Consider the following 15,242-nt stretch of genomic DNA (forward strand, 5'->3'; position numbering starts at 1 on the left):
TCACCGAAGCCCACCAATGCCAGAAACTGTCATCAGGACCAACTATGATCTTCGAAAAATCAGCCGAAGGATAATACAGATGATCCATCGCGAACGCACTCTGGACGTCGACGCAAACCCCGGGAACATCTTGGCGATGCCCTCGACCGAAGCCCATGCCGTGATCGCCGTCAAACCGATGATGACGAAGGCTCTCGACAGCGAGCTTGCCGCGTTGGCCGGTAAGATTGGTTCGGATCACGATCCGGATGCGTATCTGCCTAGTATCAAAACTGGGAGATTTGTACCGGATCAGCCCTTGCAGTTGGACAAAATAAGAACAAATGTAGGAGCCTGATCCGGAGCCTGCCCATGCCATACGCCCATTCCGACAAGACCCAAATGACAACCGAAGATGTTCGGGCCCGCCTGAAACTGGAAGGCGGCAAACAGTTTGTCATGCATACGGAGTTCGCCCCCGCTGGAGACCAGCCAACCGCGATCAAGGAGCTCGCAGGCGGTATTCTGGATGGGGAGCGTGATCAGGTTCTGTTGGGGGCGACCGGTACGGGCAAAACCTTCACCATGGCCAAGGTGATCGAGGAAACCCAACGCCCGGCGATCATCCTCGCACCCAACAAGACACTGGCGGCGCAGCTTTATGGTGAGTTCAAGGGTTTTTTCCCGGAAAACTCGGTCGAATACTTCGTCTCCTACTACGACTACTACCAGCCCGAGGCCTATGTCGCGCGGTCGGATACGTATATCGAGAAAGAATCCCAGATCAACGAACAGATCGACCGGATGCGCCACTCGGCTACGCGGGCGCTGCTGGAACGCGACGACGTGATCATCGTGGCCTCGGTCTCGTGCATCTACGGTATCGGCTCGGTCGAGACCTACGGGGCGATGACGCAGGATCTGAAGGTCGGAAACGAATACGACCAGCGGCAGGTGATGGCCGATCTGGTGGCCCAGCAATACCGCCGCAACGATCAGGCGTTTCAACGCGGGTCGTTCCGGGTGCGCGGCGACTCACTGGAAATCTGGCCCGCCCACCTTGAGGACCGCGCCTGGAAATTCTCGTTCTTCGGAGAGGAGCTTGAAAGTATCACCGAGTTCGACCCGCTGACCGGCGAACGCGCCGCAACGATGGAGCAGGTGCGCGTCTACGCCAATTCCCACTACGTGACGCCGAAACCCACGATGCAGCAGGCGATCATCGGCATCAAAAAGGAACTGCGCACGCGCCTCGACCAACTGGTGGGCGAGGGCAAACTGCTGGAAGCCCAACGGCTGGAACAGCGCACCAATTTCGATCTGGAAATGCTCGAGGCCACCGGCGTCTGCAACGGCATCGAAAACTACTCGCGTTATCTGACGGGCCGCGCATCGGGTGAACCGCCCCCGACCCTGTTCGAATTTATCCCCGACAACGCGATTGTCTTCGCCGACGAATCTCACGTCAGTGTCCCTCAGATCGGTGGCATGTATCGCGGCGACTATCGGCGCAAGTTCACGCTGGCCGAGCACGGGTTCCGCCTGCCGTCCTGCATGGACAACCGACCCCTCAAGTTCGAGGAATGGGACGCCATGCGCCCGCAATCCGTCTTCGTCTCGGCCACGCCGGCGAAATGGGAGATCGAGCAAACCGGCGGCGTCTTCACCGAACAGGTGATCCGCCCCACTGGCCTCTTGGACCCCGAGGTCGAAATCCGCCCTGTGTCCATGCAGGTGGACGATCTTTTGGACGAGGTGCGCAAGGTCGCTGCCGACGGATACCGCACGCTGGTCACCACGCTGACCAAACGCATGGCCGAGGACCTGACGGAATACCTGCACGAACAGGGCATCAAGGTCCGCTACATGCACTCGGATATCGACACGCTGGAACGCATCGAAATCCTGCGCGACCTGCGGCTGGGGGCCTTCGACGTGCTGATCGGGATCAACCTGCTGCGCGAGGGGCTCGACATCCCCGAATGCGGTCTGGTCGCCATTCTGGACGCCGACAAAGAGGGTTTCCTGCGCTCGGAAACATCCCTGATCCAGACCATCGGCCGCGCCGCGCGGAACGCTGATGGCCGGGTGATCATGTATGCCGACAAGATCACCGGTTCGATGGAGCGTGCTTTGGGCGAAACCAACCGCCGCCGCGCCAAGCAGGTAGCCTATAACGAAGAACACGGCATCACCCCCGCGACCGTACAAAAGAATGTCGAGGACGTTCTGGCCGGTCTCTACAAGGGCGACGTCGACATGAACCGCGTCACCGCCACGATCGACAAACCGATGCACGGCGCAAACCTTGAGGCGCATCTGGACGGGCTGCGCGACAAGATGCGCAAAGCCGCCGAGAACCTTGAATTCGAAGAGGCCGCCAACATCCGGGATGAGATCAAACGCCTTGAAGCGGTCGATCTGGCCATCGCCGACGACCCCATGGCGCGCCAATGGGCGGTCGAGAAAGCCTCGGAAGACGCAGTAAAATCGCGCGGGCGGTCAACAGCTGGCAGGCCGGGTCAGCGGGGTGGGAATGTTAAGAGAAGGAAGCGGTGATACAACCCTATCGACCTGCTATTTTGTTTGTGGTCGAAAAATCAGCAACCCAGACCAAGGAAGTCATTAATGAATGGCCCAAAGCAATTTGAGCAGCGTATTTCGAGAATCTACAGACTATTAGAAGAAAAGGGGACGGAAGTAACTTGGGACAAGAGGATTACGGACCCAGACAACCCTTCGCAAAAAAGGCAAATCGACGTCGAAATACGAAGGCCAAATTGCACGATACACGTTGAGTGCCGTTATAGAGGCCGAAAACAGGATGTAAATTGGATTGAAGAACTGATTGGTCGCCGTGCGAGTTTGGGAGCCAATATGGTCATTGCTGTATCTTCAAATGGTTTTTCCGAAACTGCTAAGAAGAAAGCAAAGAGGCATGGTATTATTTTACGTAGTTTGTTCGATGTTACTGATGAGGAAATCCTCACTTGGGGAGTAAACGCCAAGGTAGGTGTCTGGTTTGCCCGTTTCAGGAACTTCAGCGTGGGTGTTAAAATCTCTGAAGCTGATCAAAGGCGCTTTGAAGCGGAAGTTTTGGCAAACGCATTGGATAAGAACGACTATCTTGGCGGAATTATGCGAGGTGTTGTGAATGAGTATCAAAAATCGGACACATTAAATGGCCCACAAGACTTTCAGCTTTCAGGCATCCAGTTTGAAAAACCTTTGGTCGTGGGCGTTTTTTCACTAAAGCCAATCAAAATTTCTGCTCAAGGATCTGTGGAGATTTTTCGTGAGTGGCGTGAGAGCATTGGATTTTGTGAGTACTTGCAACAGGATTCGGAAACATACTCCCAAGAAGCCGTAGTCGAAGAGTTTGATCTACTCGGTTCAGAAATTGTTCACGCACAAAAGAAGGCGTTGTGGCATTTGGATTTATCGCTAATCGAAGCTCCCAAAAATTGTATTTTTGCGGGAATAGTCGATTTGGATTTTGGAGTGCCCAGAGAGATGCATGCCGTTTCATTGGTCGCCGGTCCGAGGAAAAACGCAGAGCAGGTCGATTGCAAAGTGGTTCTCTACTGTTAATTGGATCGAGTTTCTAAAGTGCGCCTAGGGTCGGCGCCCTCATATACTTCTCGCACGCTCTCTGACGTTTGGCTCGCAAAACTCCACCCTTGCAGCCCAGCGCGCACTCCGCCACGTTTGAAATCACAAATTGTGATTCCAAACGGTTGACATGACGAACCCGAACACCCTGCCCAGCACCCATGAGGTCCAACGCGCCATTCACCGGGTGCGCGGCGCCCGCGTGGTGCTGGCCGAGGATCTGGCGCAGTTTTACGGAAAGTCGGTCAGCGCGTTCAATCAGGCCGTGTCGCGCAACAAAGACCTGTTCGAGGGCTACCGCTTTCAGCTTACGGACGCCGAAGTCGCCGATTTGCAATCACAGAATGTGATTTCAAAACCGAAAGGTCGCGGCGGGCGGCGGGTCAATCCGTGGGTCTATACCGATTACGGCGTCGCCATCGCCTCGGCCCTGTTCAAAGACCCGCGCGCCATCAAGATCACCCGAATGATTACCGAAGCCTTTGTCGACGGCGCAAATGCTCTGGCCGAAACCCCGCGCAACGCGCCGGAAATCCTGCCACCCGAGGACGCCCCCGCCCCGCTGCTGCCCAACGGCGATCAGTTGCGTACGCTGGCCGAAAACATCCTCGATTCCGGGCAGCAGAGCCTTGTCGACTATATCGCCAACCCCACGACCAAGCGCCAGCAGGTCGTGGCCGTGATCATGAAGACGCTGGCGGAAACCGCAGGCGAAGAGGTGCGCACCCAGCACGAGCGTCTGCGCCTGCGCATCGCTGAACGGTTGGCCGCCGGCGATTATGCCGATGATGACGACCGCAAGGGGTTGCTGGAACTGCTGAATGCGATGAAAGGCTGAGGCAACCCTTGCCTTGGACCTTTCGGCCACTAGACTCCGCACCATGCGCGTTGTCTTGTTATCACTGATCCTCGGCACACCAGCCGCCGCGTGGGAAGCAATGGTTGGCCAGATCTGCACCCTGTCACATGTGACGGACACGGCAGAGATATTCCTGACCTACGACCCGGCACAACCGCTCTATACCCTGTCCGTTACCCGCAAAACCGAAGGCTGGACCAACACCCCATGGTTCGCGATGCGGTTCGAGGGGCCAAACCCCATCGAAATCGCCACTCCGCATCATGTCCTTTCCGACGGTTCGTCGTCTCTGACAGTCACTGATACCGGATTTGGAAACGTGCTGGACGGGCTGGAATACAACCTGACCGCCTATGCGTTCACGCAGGACAGGGTGACTGAGTTTCCCTTGAACGGTGCGGCGCCCCAGGTTCGCATTTTTCGCGAATGTGCCGGGGCCCAGCTGTCCTGACCGGGTCAGAAATCGAACAGATCTTCCAGAAAACCGCCTCGTTTCTTTTTCTTGCGATAGCCGTGATCCGCCCGGTCATCATAGCCGGATTGTGGCGGAGAATACGCTGTTGACCGCTCGATGATCTTGTCCAGTTCACCCCGATCCAGCCAAACGCCTCTGCACTGCGGGCAATAGTCGATTTCGACCCCGTTTCGGTCCGTAATGACCAGTTGAGTGCCGTCAATCGGGCATTGCATCATACGATCTCCCATCTTGCTATCAGTATGAGATGGGGTTGATCCGCTGCATTGCCATCCCTCTGTGACATGACGCCCGTTCGCCTGGGCCGAAGTCGGATGACACGGGCAACTGGTCCTGGCCCGAGCAGATCTTCTGAACTTCGCAATTGCCGCCGTCAGGGTCGCACAAACTTGGCAGTTCCAAGAGACCGTTGTTGCGGTTCAGGACTGTTGTGAGCTGGCGGCGCACTTGCCCGCGGCACGCTGGCAGCACCACAGGCGACCCCGTCGCCATCCGGGTCATTGCGCTTGTGATAACCCGCCTGCCCCTCGTAAAATGGCCCTACCCCCAGCGACTGCGTTGCATCACAACCTGCCAATGCGATCAGGTGGATCACCGCCTCGTCCCGCTCAAATTCGGACAGGCGCAGAAAAACACCGGTGGCGATCACCACGGTGGTCAGCGGCAACAACAGAACCATGACCAGAATGCGAACCGGAGACAGCGCCTGCCTGCGCGTTGCCTCTGCGCGTCGGTGTCGTTTGGACGACCGTGGCTTCAGATCAGGCATATCCTGCGAGGGTTTCTTGAACAGCATTCCCTGAACCATAACGCCGATATGTGGCAAAGCCGAGGCAATCTGAATTTGAACGAGGCGAAACAAATGGCGCAGTTCAGGCCAGGCCCCTAAGATAAAGAAACCGCCAACTGCCTGTTCATTCTGTACTGCCGGACCGACATCGTGACTGAATCCAATCCTTATCAGACGCCCGATAAAGCGGTGCGCTTGCAAGCGCAGGATCTTCTCTTTCAAGCTCCATTTGCCGCGCTGGCCTTTCTGCGCCCTGACACGGGCTTGCCGTCACTCTCCCGGATCGCGTTGACCACGGATGAAGCAGGTTGCCCTGCCTCGCTGATCTCCACCCTTGCGGAACATACGCGTGCGTTGAACGCCTGTCCCAATTGCGCCCTTCTGATCGGAGAGCCCGCAGACAAGGGCGACCCGCTGACCCATCCGCGCCTGACACTGCACGTGATCGCTCAGCCTGTTCACCGGGGTATGGCAGGCTATCGCGCCTTGCGAGACCGATATCTGGCCCAGCGACCCAAAGCGAAACTCTACATAGATTTCGCTGATTTCGGATTGGTGCGGTTTACCATTCAGGATGGCCTTTTGAACGCTGGATTTGGCAAGGCTTTTCGCCTTACCGCTCAGGATTTCTAGCCATCAGCGAACCACATGCACGGCACAACCCGCATGACGCACGACATGCGATGCGGTTGAGCCCAGCAACAGATCCTGCATCCCCGGCCGGTGCGACGCCATTATGATCAGATCGGGTTTATTCGCCTCGGCCCAATCCAGAATGGTTCGGCCGGAATGTCCTTCAATCACCAAACCCTTGGCATTCGGCAGTTGAGATGCCAGTTCATCCAGTTCTGCCTGAATCGCTTTCCGTGCTTCTGTCAGGTATTCGGACGGCATGTAAGAGATCGCATAGTTGGGAATATGCTCGACCACATGCAACAATGTCACTTTAGCGTCTGGCGTGGCCAGGATCTGGGCAAGCTTCAAGGGCCCGGACGTATCTCTTTCAGCATCGAACGAGATGGGGACCAGAATGTTGTGATACATAGTGTGAGCCTCCATTTTTGCAGGATCACTTTGAAACAGATATGAAGCACAGGCTTTGATTCAGGTCAGGAACTGCCAAATGTTTCAGCGACATCGTACATGACCGGCTCAAAGCTTTTGCATAGCTCGTTGATCTTGCGGTTGCGATCACGCATTTCAGGTGTGCGCAGCATAGCAAGGAAATCTTCGCGGCGTTCCCATTGCGAATAGTTTGCGATCCGGGTTTGTGCATCATTAACGTGCAGCCCGGCGGAAACGAAACCTGGCTGCTTCGAAATGAACTCGGAATAGGCGTCCGTCAAGGCCTCCAAAAGGTCCTGACACGTGCCAGGTGTCATCTCAAAGGTCGTGATAACTGTTTGAACACTGGCGTTTTTGGCAATTTTCAGCATCGGGATTCTCCACTTCCTGGCCCAAGCCTAACACATCAAAATCAAACGTCGCCTATTTCCTGCAAGCTTCGCAAACCGGGTCTGTCATTACCGGTCAAATCAGAGTGAAATGGCCACCCGGCTCGGGGTGGCCATCTGGTCTCTTAACGTTCCATGCGCATCAGAACAGAGGCCGTACCCTTCACATGCTCTGGCCAACGCAACAGAAAACTGTCGCCTGTCGCCCCCTGTTCGACCTCAACATGAGGAGCGCTGAAGACGTGGTTGTTGAACACCCCTGAGAGCACACCGATTGTCGCAACCCCATCGCAGCTTCGTGCCTTACCGTCGAAAGGCAACTGTCCGTTGGCCGAGACAGGCCAAAGATTGGACACCGAGCTTTGCGTATGGCGAACCCTCAATGGGTTTGCGGTTTTCCTGGTTACGCCATGGTAAGTATTATTCTGGAAAGTCACGTTCGTATGCCTGTCTTTGTTCAAGTCGGCGAAGGATGTATCCACCTGTTCCGCTCGAAAAATGTTACCGCTCGTGGCACGAAACTTGTTACCGGTCACCGCAAGGCCATTGAGAAAATGTCCGGGCCCATAAGGGCGAATAACGATGAAACTGAACCAGGACGGCGCTTGACTGGAATAAAATATATTGTCCGTAATGCTCATTGCACTGAAAGAAAAGCCACTGGTGTATGTCGGCGACGGGTCTCGTTCATTCGTCCATTCGATGAAACAGTTGTCGACATAATTCTCCGCGATGGTGGAACTATTGTAGGTGCCGATCAAGATCAGCCCGGCAGTACGCACACCTTGCGGGATGCTATCGCCCTGAAAGACATGGTTGCCCAGAACCATATTGTTGTCGCCGCCCAGAACAGCGAAATGCCTCAAACGCACCGCGCGGTTGTGGCGCAGCTTCACATCGTTTGAATTGGTGTTCAATCCGATGGAATACCGATCCGTTACATCAAAAGATTCTTCTGCCGAAAGGAACTGACAATTGTCGATCAGCATGCCCTTGCACCCCGTTCCGGTCGACGTCATCCCCCGGTCTTTCGGGCGACTGACATGACAGTCTTTCAACGAAAAGGTGCTGCCAGCGGCCGCCAGACGAATTCCGCTACATCGGCTGTTGCACTGAAACTCGATCTGCTCCATTCCGAACTTCCGAAGTTTGCTGAAGCCGCTGAAATCCAGCAGGTACTTGAATGAGTAGAATGTGAAAGACTGGGTCCCCGACGCCCCCACAAGAGGCGCGCTCAGTGTGATTTCACCAGCCCCGACATTCTTTGACCGCACATAGATCTCACGCCCGACGCCGCTGCCCGCAACGTAGGACCCAACAGGAATGTTGGCGACATTTGCAACATTGGTCAGACGCGTATTGTCCGAAGGATCGTAAGTCGCAGTTGATGTGAACGTTTCAGTATCCCACGCTGAACTGCTTTTGACGTCAAACTGACCGTTCCGGATCACACGACGGGTCGAAAACCCGCTCTGCTTGTTGGGAACCGCTGCTGCCATGTCGATCGGAGCGGTGACGGAAATCTTGCGCCCGCCCAAATCGAGTGAGTCATGATCCGAATTGTTCAAAAGAGCCTGAAACGCTTTTTTGAACGCCAATTCTTCGTCTCCGAAGGCCGAAATGTAAGCAGGCAGATGGAAATCCTTTGTCAGCAACAACATCTTGTCATCCGGCATGGTGACTGTGCCTTCAAAGTCCATCTCGGACGTCATACTGGTGCTTTCAGCCAGATGATAGGTCCCTTGCGGAACGTAAACCCGTCGGCCACCCGCCGCCTGATCGGCCGCTTCAAACGCAGCCGAGTCGTCCGTCACACCGTCGCCGATGGCACCATAATCCCGTACATCCACAACACTGATCATTTCGCGCAGGAAGACACCGGTGACATCCGTGATCTCCAGGTCGTCGATGCGCACCAGCGCTCCGTTCGAGCCCTCAATATCCAGACCAAAATGGCCATACAGGGCGGCAAGCCCCCAAGGCATGTCCACGCCCTGGCGCTGGCCTGTTCCGACAATCGCCGTTACTTCATGCACGGCCCCATAGCCCGACAACTGTGTTGCAGGCCCCTGCTCCACGACACCCGCCACATGCGCGTCGCCCGCACCCCCGGCCCAGGCCGCAATACGCACCGACGGCAATGGTCCGCTGATCGCCTTGACCCGCGCCTTGATCTGCAAATAGCACCCGGGCAAAATCGGTGTCTGGCCCATGTATCGAAGCTGTTGGGTGGTTTGGATTTTCAGAATCTCCAGGCAGCCACCAAAATTGGCATCCGCAGGCACGAAAACCCCGGTGCCGGATCCACCATATGTGGGTGAGCCCGGCGTTCCGTCCCCCGCAGACCATACGGTCAGGCCATTCGCGAATTGAGGCGGCATGAAAACGATGCCGTCAGTGGTTGCCTTGTTCATTGAAAACCCTTTCTCAATCGCGCCGCGCAAATCTGGCGACGCGTCCAAACCCCGTGTCCAGGTCCGCCCCGAACGCGTCAGTCTGGATACCGAAAGGGAGTTAACCGCGGTTCATCTCACCGTGACGGTGGTGTTGCCTCAGGCCGCAGGATCCGCGTTACCCAACAATTGGACCCCGTTGATTTTCCAACCGCCCTCCAGAGGGATCATCTGATAGTCCAATATATGCACGCGCCCATTTCCGTCAGTGATCAACACTTTCTGCCACAAAGCCCCCGCCACCTCACGCAATTCCAGAAAGCGCACGTCAGAAGGACGCCAGACCATTGGATACCCATTGCGTACCATTGCTCCGAAATTGTCGGGATATTGAAAAAGGCGCTGAATGCTGGGACTGGCAAAGGTAAAGGCCGTGGCAAAATCATCCGCCTTGAAGGCTTGTATCTGCGCCGAAATGTTTGCTTCGATCTCTGCGTTTTGCGCAAATGCGCCTGACCCCAACCCGGCACTCAGGGATACAGCAAGCAAAAATCGACGCATGGGGCCACCTCCTGCAAAAAGTGTAGCCCCTTACTGGATCAGGTCAAATCAGGCCAGCTCTCCGGCCAGCGCCTTTTCGATCAGGGCGATTGTCTCTGGCACACCGTACAGAGCGATGAAGCCGCCAAAGCGCGGACCCTGCGATGCACCCAGAAGCACTTCGTACAACGCCGTGAACCAACCGCGCATGGGGTCGAACCGCTCACGCCCGATGGAGTAGACCACCGATTGCAGCGCCTCATCCTCGGCCGGGCCATCATAAGCCTCAAGCGCGGCTTTCAGCGCTTCGAGCGCCTCACGCTCCTGGTCGGTCGGTGCACGATGTTTACGCGTTGGTTTAACGAAATCGTTGAAGTAGCGAACCGCAAAGCCCGCGGCCTGGTCCAGATCGGGATGGCTCAATGCTGTTGCTTCCGGCGCATAGCGGCGGATAAAGCCCCACAGCGCCTCCTTGTCTTCCGCGCCAGAGACCGACGCCAGGTTCAGCAGCATCGCAAACGGTACGATCAGGGTCGATTCAGGAACGTCGCCACCGTGAATATGCCAAACCGGATTGTTCAACTGAGCTTTCAGGTCCTGCCCCGGATAGGCGCGCAACTGTTGATGATATTCATCATAAGCCTTCGGAATAACATCAAAATGCATCCGCTTGGCCGTTTTGGGCTTTTGGTACATGAAATACGCCAGGCTTTCGGTCGGTGCATAGGTCAGCCACTCGTCAATCGACACGCCATTGCCGGACGACTTGGAAATCTTCTGGCCATTCTCGTCCAGAAACAGCTCGTACGAGAAATGCTCGGGCGCCCGGCCACCCAGCGCACGACAGATCGCATCATAGATCTTTTCGTTAGTCGCGTGTTCCTTGCCGTACATCTCGAAATCAACGCCAAGCGCCGCCCAGCGCGCCCCGAAATCTGGCTTCCATTGCAGCTTCACGTTGCCGCCAGTGACGGGCAGGGTCCATTCTCTGCCATCTTCGTCATCGAAGGTGACGGTATAGGTCTCAGCGCAGACCTTCTTCATCGGAACATACAAAACCCGACCGGTTTCGGGATGGATCGGCAGGAAGATTGAATAAGTCTGCTGGCGTTCTTCACGCAAGCTTTTGAGCATGATGGCCATGACGTCATCGTACTTGTCGACCGCGCGCTTCAGGATCTCGTCGAACTGGCCTGAACGATAAAAATCGCGTGCCGAATAGAACTCATAGTCGAACCCGAACGTATCAAGGAACCGACGCAGCATGGCGTTGTTGTATTCGCCAAAGCTGGGGTATTCGCCAAACGGATCGGGAACCGAAGTCAGCGGGCGCTGCAAATGTTCCTCAAGCGCCTCGGGATTTGGCACATTGCTGGGTACTTTGCGCATCCCGTCCAGATCGTCCGAAAAACAGATCAGCTTGGTCGGGATATCCGAAAGCGCCTCGAACGCGCGCTTGACCATCGTGGTCCGCGCGACCTCACCAAACGTGCCGATGTGGGGCAGGCCCGACGGGCCGTAACCGGTTTCGAACAGCACATACCCCTTTTCCGGAGCACCTTTCTGATAGCGTTTGAGCAACCGGCGCGCCTCTTCAAAAGGCCAGGCCTTGGACGACATCGCGGTTTCACGCAGTTCAGACATTTCAATGTGCTCCATCGGGGAAAGTGTCACGGCCACCCCATGCAACCGGACCGACCCCTCCTATTGTGCCAGTGCAGCATGAGTCAATAAAGCAGTGGCGCAATTCGCGGCACACCCAGTTAAAAACAGCCGCCGTCGGGCCTGCTGCAAAACTGTTTTTTGGCCCGCAGACACTCTGTACGTGATATCTGCGCCGCTTTTTCACTGACCAGCCTTACTCAAGCCACAATGGTGGGACGATTGTTCCCGCGAAACAAAAAAGACACGGGCGGCGCGCCAACTTGACCTGCTTATTTCGCACGCTTACCCGGCAATGTTAAACAAAGGCGACACGGGGGTTTCCCCGAACCAGAGGAAACGGGATGCGACGCGAAACCACCAACCGTATACGCTTTGTACTCGAAGATATCCTGCCGCCTATCCTGCGTGACAGCGCCGCCTTTCATTGGCTAGCCTGCAGGGTTTGGGGCGAACACATCACGCGTCTTGCAGAATTCCGCGAACGCGCAACCTACCTGACGGATAACGAGTACGAAAAACTCTACCGCGATCATCCACGTGTGCATCAAGGCACCGACAATTCCGAAGCCTGTATCAAACGGATAGCCGAGGACATCGTTGGGCAAAGCATCTGCGATATTGGCTGCGGCACCGGAGTTCTTTTGCAACGCATAAAAGCCGCCAGACCGGATATCACGCAACTGACAGGAGTGGATTTCGTGGTCGATGATGCGGATGCCATCGACAATATCGACTATGTCGCTGCCCGGATCGAAGAGCTGCCGTTTGAAGACAACAGCTTTGACACCGTCATCTGCACCCATGTGATTGAGCATCTTCTGGACTACCGGCAAGCGATCGCTGAACTGCGTCGTGTCGCGCGAAAACGCGTCATTATCGTCGTCCCGCGTGAACGCGAAAGCAGGTTCACCTTCAATCCACATTTCAACTTTTTCCCCTACACACACAGCTTTCTGCGTGCCGTGCATCCCAGCCCGGACATCCATATCTGCGAGGATCTGGGGCGCGACATTTATTACTGTGAAGACCGCCCCGAGGAAAAACCAGAACCGGAGCAACAAGGATGACCCCGCCCGCCCCTACGACACTGGTCTGGGCTGGTTTGCTGTGCACACCAGTTATGATCTCAGCCGGGCAAATCTTGTTCAAACTTGCAGGAAACCGGATTGATGGGCGCGAAGTCACCGGATTGGCGGGGCTCATCCAGACGCTATTCGATCCGTTCCTTCTGACAGCCTTTGCCATCTATGGCTCGGCAACGGTGCTGTGGGTGTACGTCCTGCGGTATCTGACACTGTCCCAGGCCTACCCCTTCATGGCCCTCAGTTTCGTTCTTGTGCCACTGGCCTCACACGTCTTCTTCGGCGAAACACTTGGGCTGCGCTACTGGTTGGGGGCTGCGCTTTTGATTTCGGGAATGATGGTCATGAACACCTGATCACGCTAGGTGGATGAAACAAGGTGTTGAACCTGACCCGCTGCGCTCATATCGTGCGTCTTCGAACAACCCCAATCAGGACCATCCCATGACCGAGCAAGTGCCCCACCCGATGTCTCCGCAGGATTGCCTTGTGGCGATCATGGTTGCAGTCTCGGCCTCTGACGAAAACATCCGAACCGCCGAGCTGGTCAAGATCGAAGTTGCCGTGAACATGCTGCCGGTCTTTGCCGGATACGACATTGATCGGACCCGTCGCGTATCACAAATCGTTTTTGACCTGTTCGAACAGGAAGACGGGCTGGATGCGCTGTTTGGCCTGATCCGTGAAAACCTGCCCGAGCGTCTGAACGAAACGGCCTATGCGCTGGCTTGCGATGTTGCGGCCGCCGACGGAGCACTGGCCGAAACGGAACTGCGCCTGCTGGAAGAAATCCGGTACGAACTGAATATCGACCGATTGCATGCCGCAGCCATCGAACGCGGGGCACGCGCGCGCCATACGGTCTGATCCTCTGATCCCGATATCTAGCTTCCGTAGAGCGAGCCCCAGCGCTCCAGCAAGGCCCGCTGCAGTTTCCGCGACCTGCGGTTCCAGCTGCGCGCGCCTTCTGGGCGTTCACGTTGTGCACGTGGAATTTTGGCGCGATGGGCCACGTCCGCGGTAAAAATTGCAAAGGCCAGATCGACCCCGTCCGCCGTTGTCAGGAAACCGCCCAGCCCGGATACGAAGTTCAATGTCCCTGTCTTGGCATCGACCTTGACCGGATGGTTCTTGACCGGCCGCCCATTTCGATCAGTTAAGGCAAAAGGCTTCATCAAGGGGCGCAACGCCCCCATTTTCCGGGCCGCGACAAGGGCAGCGACCAGATCCGCCGGCACCATACGCGAGGCATCGCCCAGACCGGAATGATCAACCATCGCAATTCCGCTCACGCCAAAACTCTGAGACGCCCAACGGTTCATCTCGGCCGCGGACTCTGCCAGGTTCCGTGGGTCAACGCCACGCGCTTTGGTCGCGGCCAATCCGACGATCTCGGCCGTCAGGTTGGTTGAGTATTTCAACATCCCGCGCAAAATACTGTCCAATGGATCGCTGCGATGCAGGACAAGGTCGACGCCCTTCGGCGACTCTCGCGTCACCTGCACCCGATTCAAAACGATCCCATTGGATCGGGCCAATGTGCGGAATACATCTCCAGCGTATAAGGCCGGTTTGCGCACAGGCAACCAGCGCGCCCCGCCATTGCCCAGCGCGCCCTTGGCCACGGTCCACCGATCCTGCCGTGGGTTTGGCTGATAGGTATAGATCGGCAGGCTTCGGCTTTCGACCCGCATGGTCGCCACATCCACTGCCGGCACGTAACGCGCGCTGCGGGCGTCCATGGTCACATCATAGCCTTTACCGGCACGCTTCCACTCAAAGTGAACCCGATTGAAATTCAACGATATTCCACTGATCGCCGGGCTGTACCCCACATGATCCGGCTGCCCCGGATCAATGCTAAATACGAAGGGCAAAGCCCCGTCATAAACCTTGAAGGCTCCGCGAACCTCGGTAATTCCGGCCTTGCGCAAGTTGGCCGCCATCGTAGCCAGCGCATCCGTGTCCAGCAGCGGGTCTCCACCCCCTGCCAGAATCAGATCGCCATGCAAAATTCCGTTTTCAATTGGCCCATCTGCGATCAAACGGGTTTCGAAGCGATGGTCAGGCCCCAGAACGTCCAGCGCGTAAAGCGCGGTCATTGCCTTGCCAACGCTGGCCGGTGGCAAACCCGCACCCTCGCCAAAAATCTCCAGTGGCGCCCCGGTCGCCACATCCGCAACGGCGAACACAACTTCGCCTTTCAATCCTGCGGCTGCGACCAAACGCTCGGTGCCGCTCAACAGCACACCACGCGCGCGCGGCCTGAGCGAAACCAGCGGCGCCTGCGCCAGACCAGCTACCGGGATCAGAGCCGCCCCCAATCCTCCCAGAAACAAACGACGTGAAAAACGACCAGTCATAGGTGAAATAAAATCCCACAGATCAAATGC

At 56.4% G+C, this 15,242-nt stretch carries 17 protein-coding genes; 9 read left to right on the forward strand and 8 right to left on the reverse strand.

Features of this window, described 5'->3' with window-relative positions; translation table 11 throughout:
* Positions 1 to 79: 79 nt before the first annotated feature.
* From AC2FEB_RS20625 to AC2FEB_RS20645, 5 genes are all read left to right on the forward strand, one after another.
* On the forward strand, positions 80 to 337 hold the full coding sequence (locus AC2FEB_RS20625) for a hypothetical protein (protein ID WP_496884342.1): 258 nt from the start codon (positions 80 to 82) through the stop codon (positions 335 to 337).
* Positions 338 to 351: 14 nt separating this feature from the next.
* Positions 352 to 2,538: an excinuclease ABC subunit UvrB gene (uvrB, locus tag AC2FEB_RS20630; protein WP_496884343.1), complete on the forward strand. Its 2,187-nt coding sequence runs from the start codon at positions 352 to 354 to the stop codon at positions 2,536 to 2,538.
* Between the two features lie 69 nt (positions 2,539 to 2,607).
* Positions 2,608 to 3,570, forward strand: a complete 963-nt coding sequence (locus AC2FEB_RS20635; RefSeq protein WP_496676304.1) for a restriction endonuclease — start codon at positions 2,608 to 2,610, stop codon at positions 3,568 to 3,570.
* A gap of 151 nt (positions 3,571 to 3,721) precedes the next feature.
* Positions 3,722 to 4,429 carry an ORF6N domain-containing protein gene (locus AC2FEB_RS20640; RefSeq protein WP_496676301.1) on the forward strand — a complete coding sequence of 236 codons (708 nt, stop codon included), beginning with the start codon at positions 3,722 to 3,724 and terminating at the stop codon, positions 4,427 to 4,429.
* Positions 4,430 to 4,472: 43 nt separating this feature from the next.
* Positions 4,473 to 4,901, forward strand: coding sequence for an excinuclease ABC subunit B (locus AC2FEB_RS20645; protein ID WP_496676298.1), 429 nt, complete (start codon positions 4,473 to 4,475; stop codon positions 4,899 to 4,901).
* Between the two features lie 5 nt (positions 4,902 to 4,906).
* Here the strand turns inward: AC2FEB_RS20645 and AC2FEB_RS20650 are convergent, their stop codons facing one another.
* Both AC2FEB_RS20650 and AC2FEB_RS20655 read right to left on the reverse strand, forming a co-directional pair.
* Positions 4,907 to 5,140: a TFIIB-type zinc ribbon-containing protein gene (locus AC2FEB_RS20650; RefSeq protein ID WP_117872972.1), complete on the reverse strand. Its 234-nt coding sequence runs from the start codon at positions 5,138 to 5,140 to the stop codon at positions 4,907 to 4,909.
* Positions 5,141 to 5,298: 158 nt separating this feature from the next.
* Positions 5,299 to 5,787 carry an excalibur calcium-binding domain-containing protein gene (locus AC2FEB_RS20655; protein ID WP_496676295.1) on the reverse strand — a complete coding sequence of 163 codons (489 nt, stop codon included), beginning with the start codon at positions 5,785 to 5,787 and terminating at the stop codon, positions 5,299 to 5,301.
* Between the two features lie 78 nt (positions 5,788 to 5,865).
* Here AC2FEB_RS20655 and AC2FEB_RS20660 point away from each other — a divergent pair, with 78 nt between their 5' ends.
* Complete coding sequence (locus AC2FEB_RS20660; RefSeq protein WP_496676293.1) at positions 5,866 to 6,348, forward strand: HugZ family pyridoxamine 5'-phosphate oxidase; 483 nt, start codon at positions 5,866 to 5,868, stop codon at positions 6,346 to 6,348.
* 3 nt (positions 6,349 to 6,351) lie between these two features.
* On the opposite strand, the gene AC2FEB_RS20665 is transcribed toward AC2FEB_RS20660, so the two are convergent.
* From AC2FEB_RS20665 to AC2FEB_RS20685, 5 genes are all read right to left on the reverse strand, one after another.
* On the reverse strand, positions 6,352 to 6,759 hold the full coding sequence (locus tag AC2FEB_RS20665) for a universal stress protein (RefSeq protein ID WP_299640831.1): 408 nt from the start codon (positions 6,757 to 6,759) through the stop codon (positions 6,352 to 6,354).
* 65 nt (positions 6,760 to 6,824) lie between these two features.
* Complete coding sequence (locus tag AC2FEB_RS20670) at positions 6,825 to 7,151, reverse strand: antibiotic biosynthesis monooxygenase family protein (RefSeq protein ID WP_117872260.1); 327 nt, start codon at positions 7,149 to 7,151, stop codon at positions 6,825 to 6,827.
* Between the two features lie 143 nt (positions 7,152 to 7,294).
* Entirely contained in the window at positions 7,295 to 9,583 is a 2,289-nt protein-coding gene (locus tag AC2FEB_RS20675; protein WP_496676288.1) for a glycosyl hydrolase family 28-related protein, read from the reverse strand.
* A gap of 138 nt (positions 9,584 to 9,721) precedes the next feature.
* Positions 9,722 to 10,123 carry a DUF4864 domain-containing protein gene (locus AC2FEB_RS20680; RefSeq protein WP_496676286.1) on the reverse strand — a complete coding sequence of 134 codons (402 nt, stop codon included), beginning with the start codon at positions 10,121 to 10,123 and terminating at the stop codon, positions 9,722 to 9,724.
* Between the two features lie 48 nt (positions 10,124 to 10,171).
* Positions 10,172 to 11,746, reverse strand: coding sequence for a lysine--tRNA ligase (locus AC2FEB_RS20685; protein ID WP_496676284.1), 1,575 nt, complete (start codon positions 11,744 to 11,746; stop codon positions 10,172 to 10,174).
* Positions 11,747 to 12,108: 362 nt separating this feature from the next.
* Between AC2FEB_RS20685 and AC2FEB_RS20690 the strand changes: the two genes are divergently transcribed.
* The 3 genes from AC2FEB_RS20690 (at position 12,109) to AC2FEB_RS20700 (ending at position 13,716) form a co-directional block, all read left to right on the forward strand.
* The gene (locus AC2FEB_RS20690; protein WP_496676281.1) at positions 12,109 to 12,834 is read left to right on the forward strand and encodes a class I SAM-dependent methyltransferase; all 726 of its coding nucleotides are present in this window, start codon (positions 12,109 to 12,111) and stop codon (positions 12,832 to 12,834) included.
* Positions 12,831 to 13,205, forward strand: coding sequence for an EamA family transporter (locus AC2FEB_RS20695; RefSeq protein ID WP_496676279.1), 375 nt, complete (start codon positions 12,831 to 12,833; stop codon positions 13,203 to 13,205). The genes AC2FEB_RS20690 and AC2FEB_RS20695 overlap by 4 nt, the downstream gene beginning before the upstream one ends.
* A gap of 88 nt (positions 13,206 to 13,293) precedes the next feature.
* Positions 13,294 to 13,716 (forward strand): tellurite resistance TerB family protein, encoded by a 423-nt coding sequence (locus AC2FEB_RS20700; RefSeq protein WP_117872968.1) that lies wholly within the window; start codon positions 13,294 to 13,296, stop codon positions 13,714 to 13,716.
* A gap of 17 nt (positions 13,717 to 13,733) precedes the next feature.
* On the opposite strand, the gene dacB is transcribed toward AC2FEB_RS20700, so the two are convergent.
* Complete coding sequence (gene dacB, locus AC2FEB_RS20705) at positions 13,734 to 15,212, reverse strand: D-alanyl-D-alanine carboxypeptidase/D-alanyl-D-alanine endopeptidase (protein ID WP_496884344.1); 1,479 nt, start codon at positions 15,210 to 15,212, stop codon at positions 13,734 to 13,736.
* Between the last annotated feature and the right edge of the window lie 30 nt (positions 15,213 to 15,242).

The organism is Ruegeria sp. YTSC106 (assembly GCF_059609765.1).

What these genes read in the sequence shown, in the direction of transcription:
- AC2FEB_RS20670 (WP_117872260.1), bottom strand. Translation starts at nt 7,151, where the DNA reads ATGCTGAAAATTGCCAAAAACGCCAGTGTTCAAACAGTTATCACGACC.
- AC2FEB_RS20675 (WP_496676288.1), bottom strand. Translation starts at nt 9,583, where the DNA reads ATGAACAAGGCAACCACTGACGGCATCGTTTTCATGCCGCCTCAATTC.
- AC2FEB_RS20645 (WP_496676298.1), top strand. Translation starts at nt 4,473, where the DNA reads ATGCGCGTTGTCTTGTTATCACTGATCCTCGGCACACCAGCCGCCGCG.
- AC2FEB_RS20700 (WP_117872968.1), top strand. Translation starts at nt 13,294, where the DNA reads ATGACCGAGCAAGTGCCCCACCCGATGTCTCCGCAGGATTGCCTTGTG.
- AC2FEB_RS20680 (WP_496676286.1), bottom strand. Translation starts at nt 10,123, where the DNA reads ATGCGTCGATTTTTGCTTGCTGTATCCCTGAGTGCCGGGTTGGGGTCA.
- AC2FEB_RS20665 (WP_299640831.1), bottom strand. Translation starts at nt 6,759, where the DNA reads ATGTATCACAACATTCTGGTCCCCATCTCGTTCGATGCTGAAAGAGAT.
- uvrB (WP_496884343.1), top strand. Translation starts at nt 352, where the DNA reads ATGCCATACGCCCATTCCGACAAGACCCAAATGACAACCGAAGATGTT.
- AC2FEB_RS20695 (WP_496676279.1), top strand. Translation starts at nt 12,831, where the DNA reads ATGACCCCGCCCGCCCCTACGACACTGGTCTGGGCTGGTTTGCTGTGC.
- AC2FEB_RS20685 (WP_496676284.1), bottom strand. Translation starts at nt 11,746, where the DNA reads ATGTCTGAACTGCGTGAAACCGCGATGTCGTCCAAGGCCTGGCCTTTT.
- AC2FEB_RS20650 (WP_117872972.1), bottom strand. Translation starts at nt 5,140, where the DNA reads ATGCAATGCCCGATTGACGGCACTCAACTGGTCATTACGGACCGAAAC.
- AC2FEB_RS20625 (WP_496884342.1), top strand. Translation starts at nt 80, where the DNA reads ATGATCCATCGCGAACGCACTCTGGACGTCGACGCAAACCCCGGGAAC.
- dacB (WP_496884344.1), bottom strand. Translation starts at nt 15,212, where the DNA reads ATGACTGGTCGTTTTTCACGTCGTTTGTTTCTGGGAGGATTGGGGGCG.
- AC2FEB_RS20690 (WP_496676281.1), top strand. Translation starts at nt 12,109, where the DNA reads ATGCGACGCGAAACCACCAACCGTATACGCTTTGTACTCGAAGATATC.
- AC2FEB_RS20635 (WP_496676304.1), top strand. Translation starts at nt 2,608, where the DNA reads ATGAATGGCCCAAAGCAATTTGAGCAGCGTATTTCGAGAATCTACAGA.
- AC2FEB_RS20640 (WP_496676301.1), top strand. Translation starts at nt 3,722, where the DNA reads ATGACGAACCCGAACACCCTGCCCAGCACCCATGAGGTCCAACGCGCC.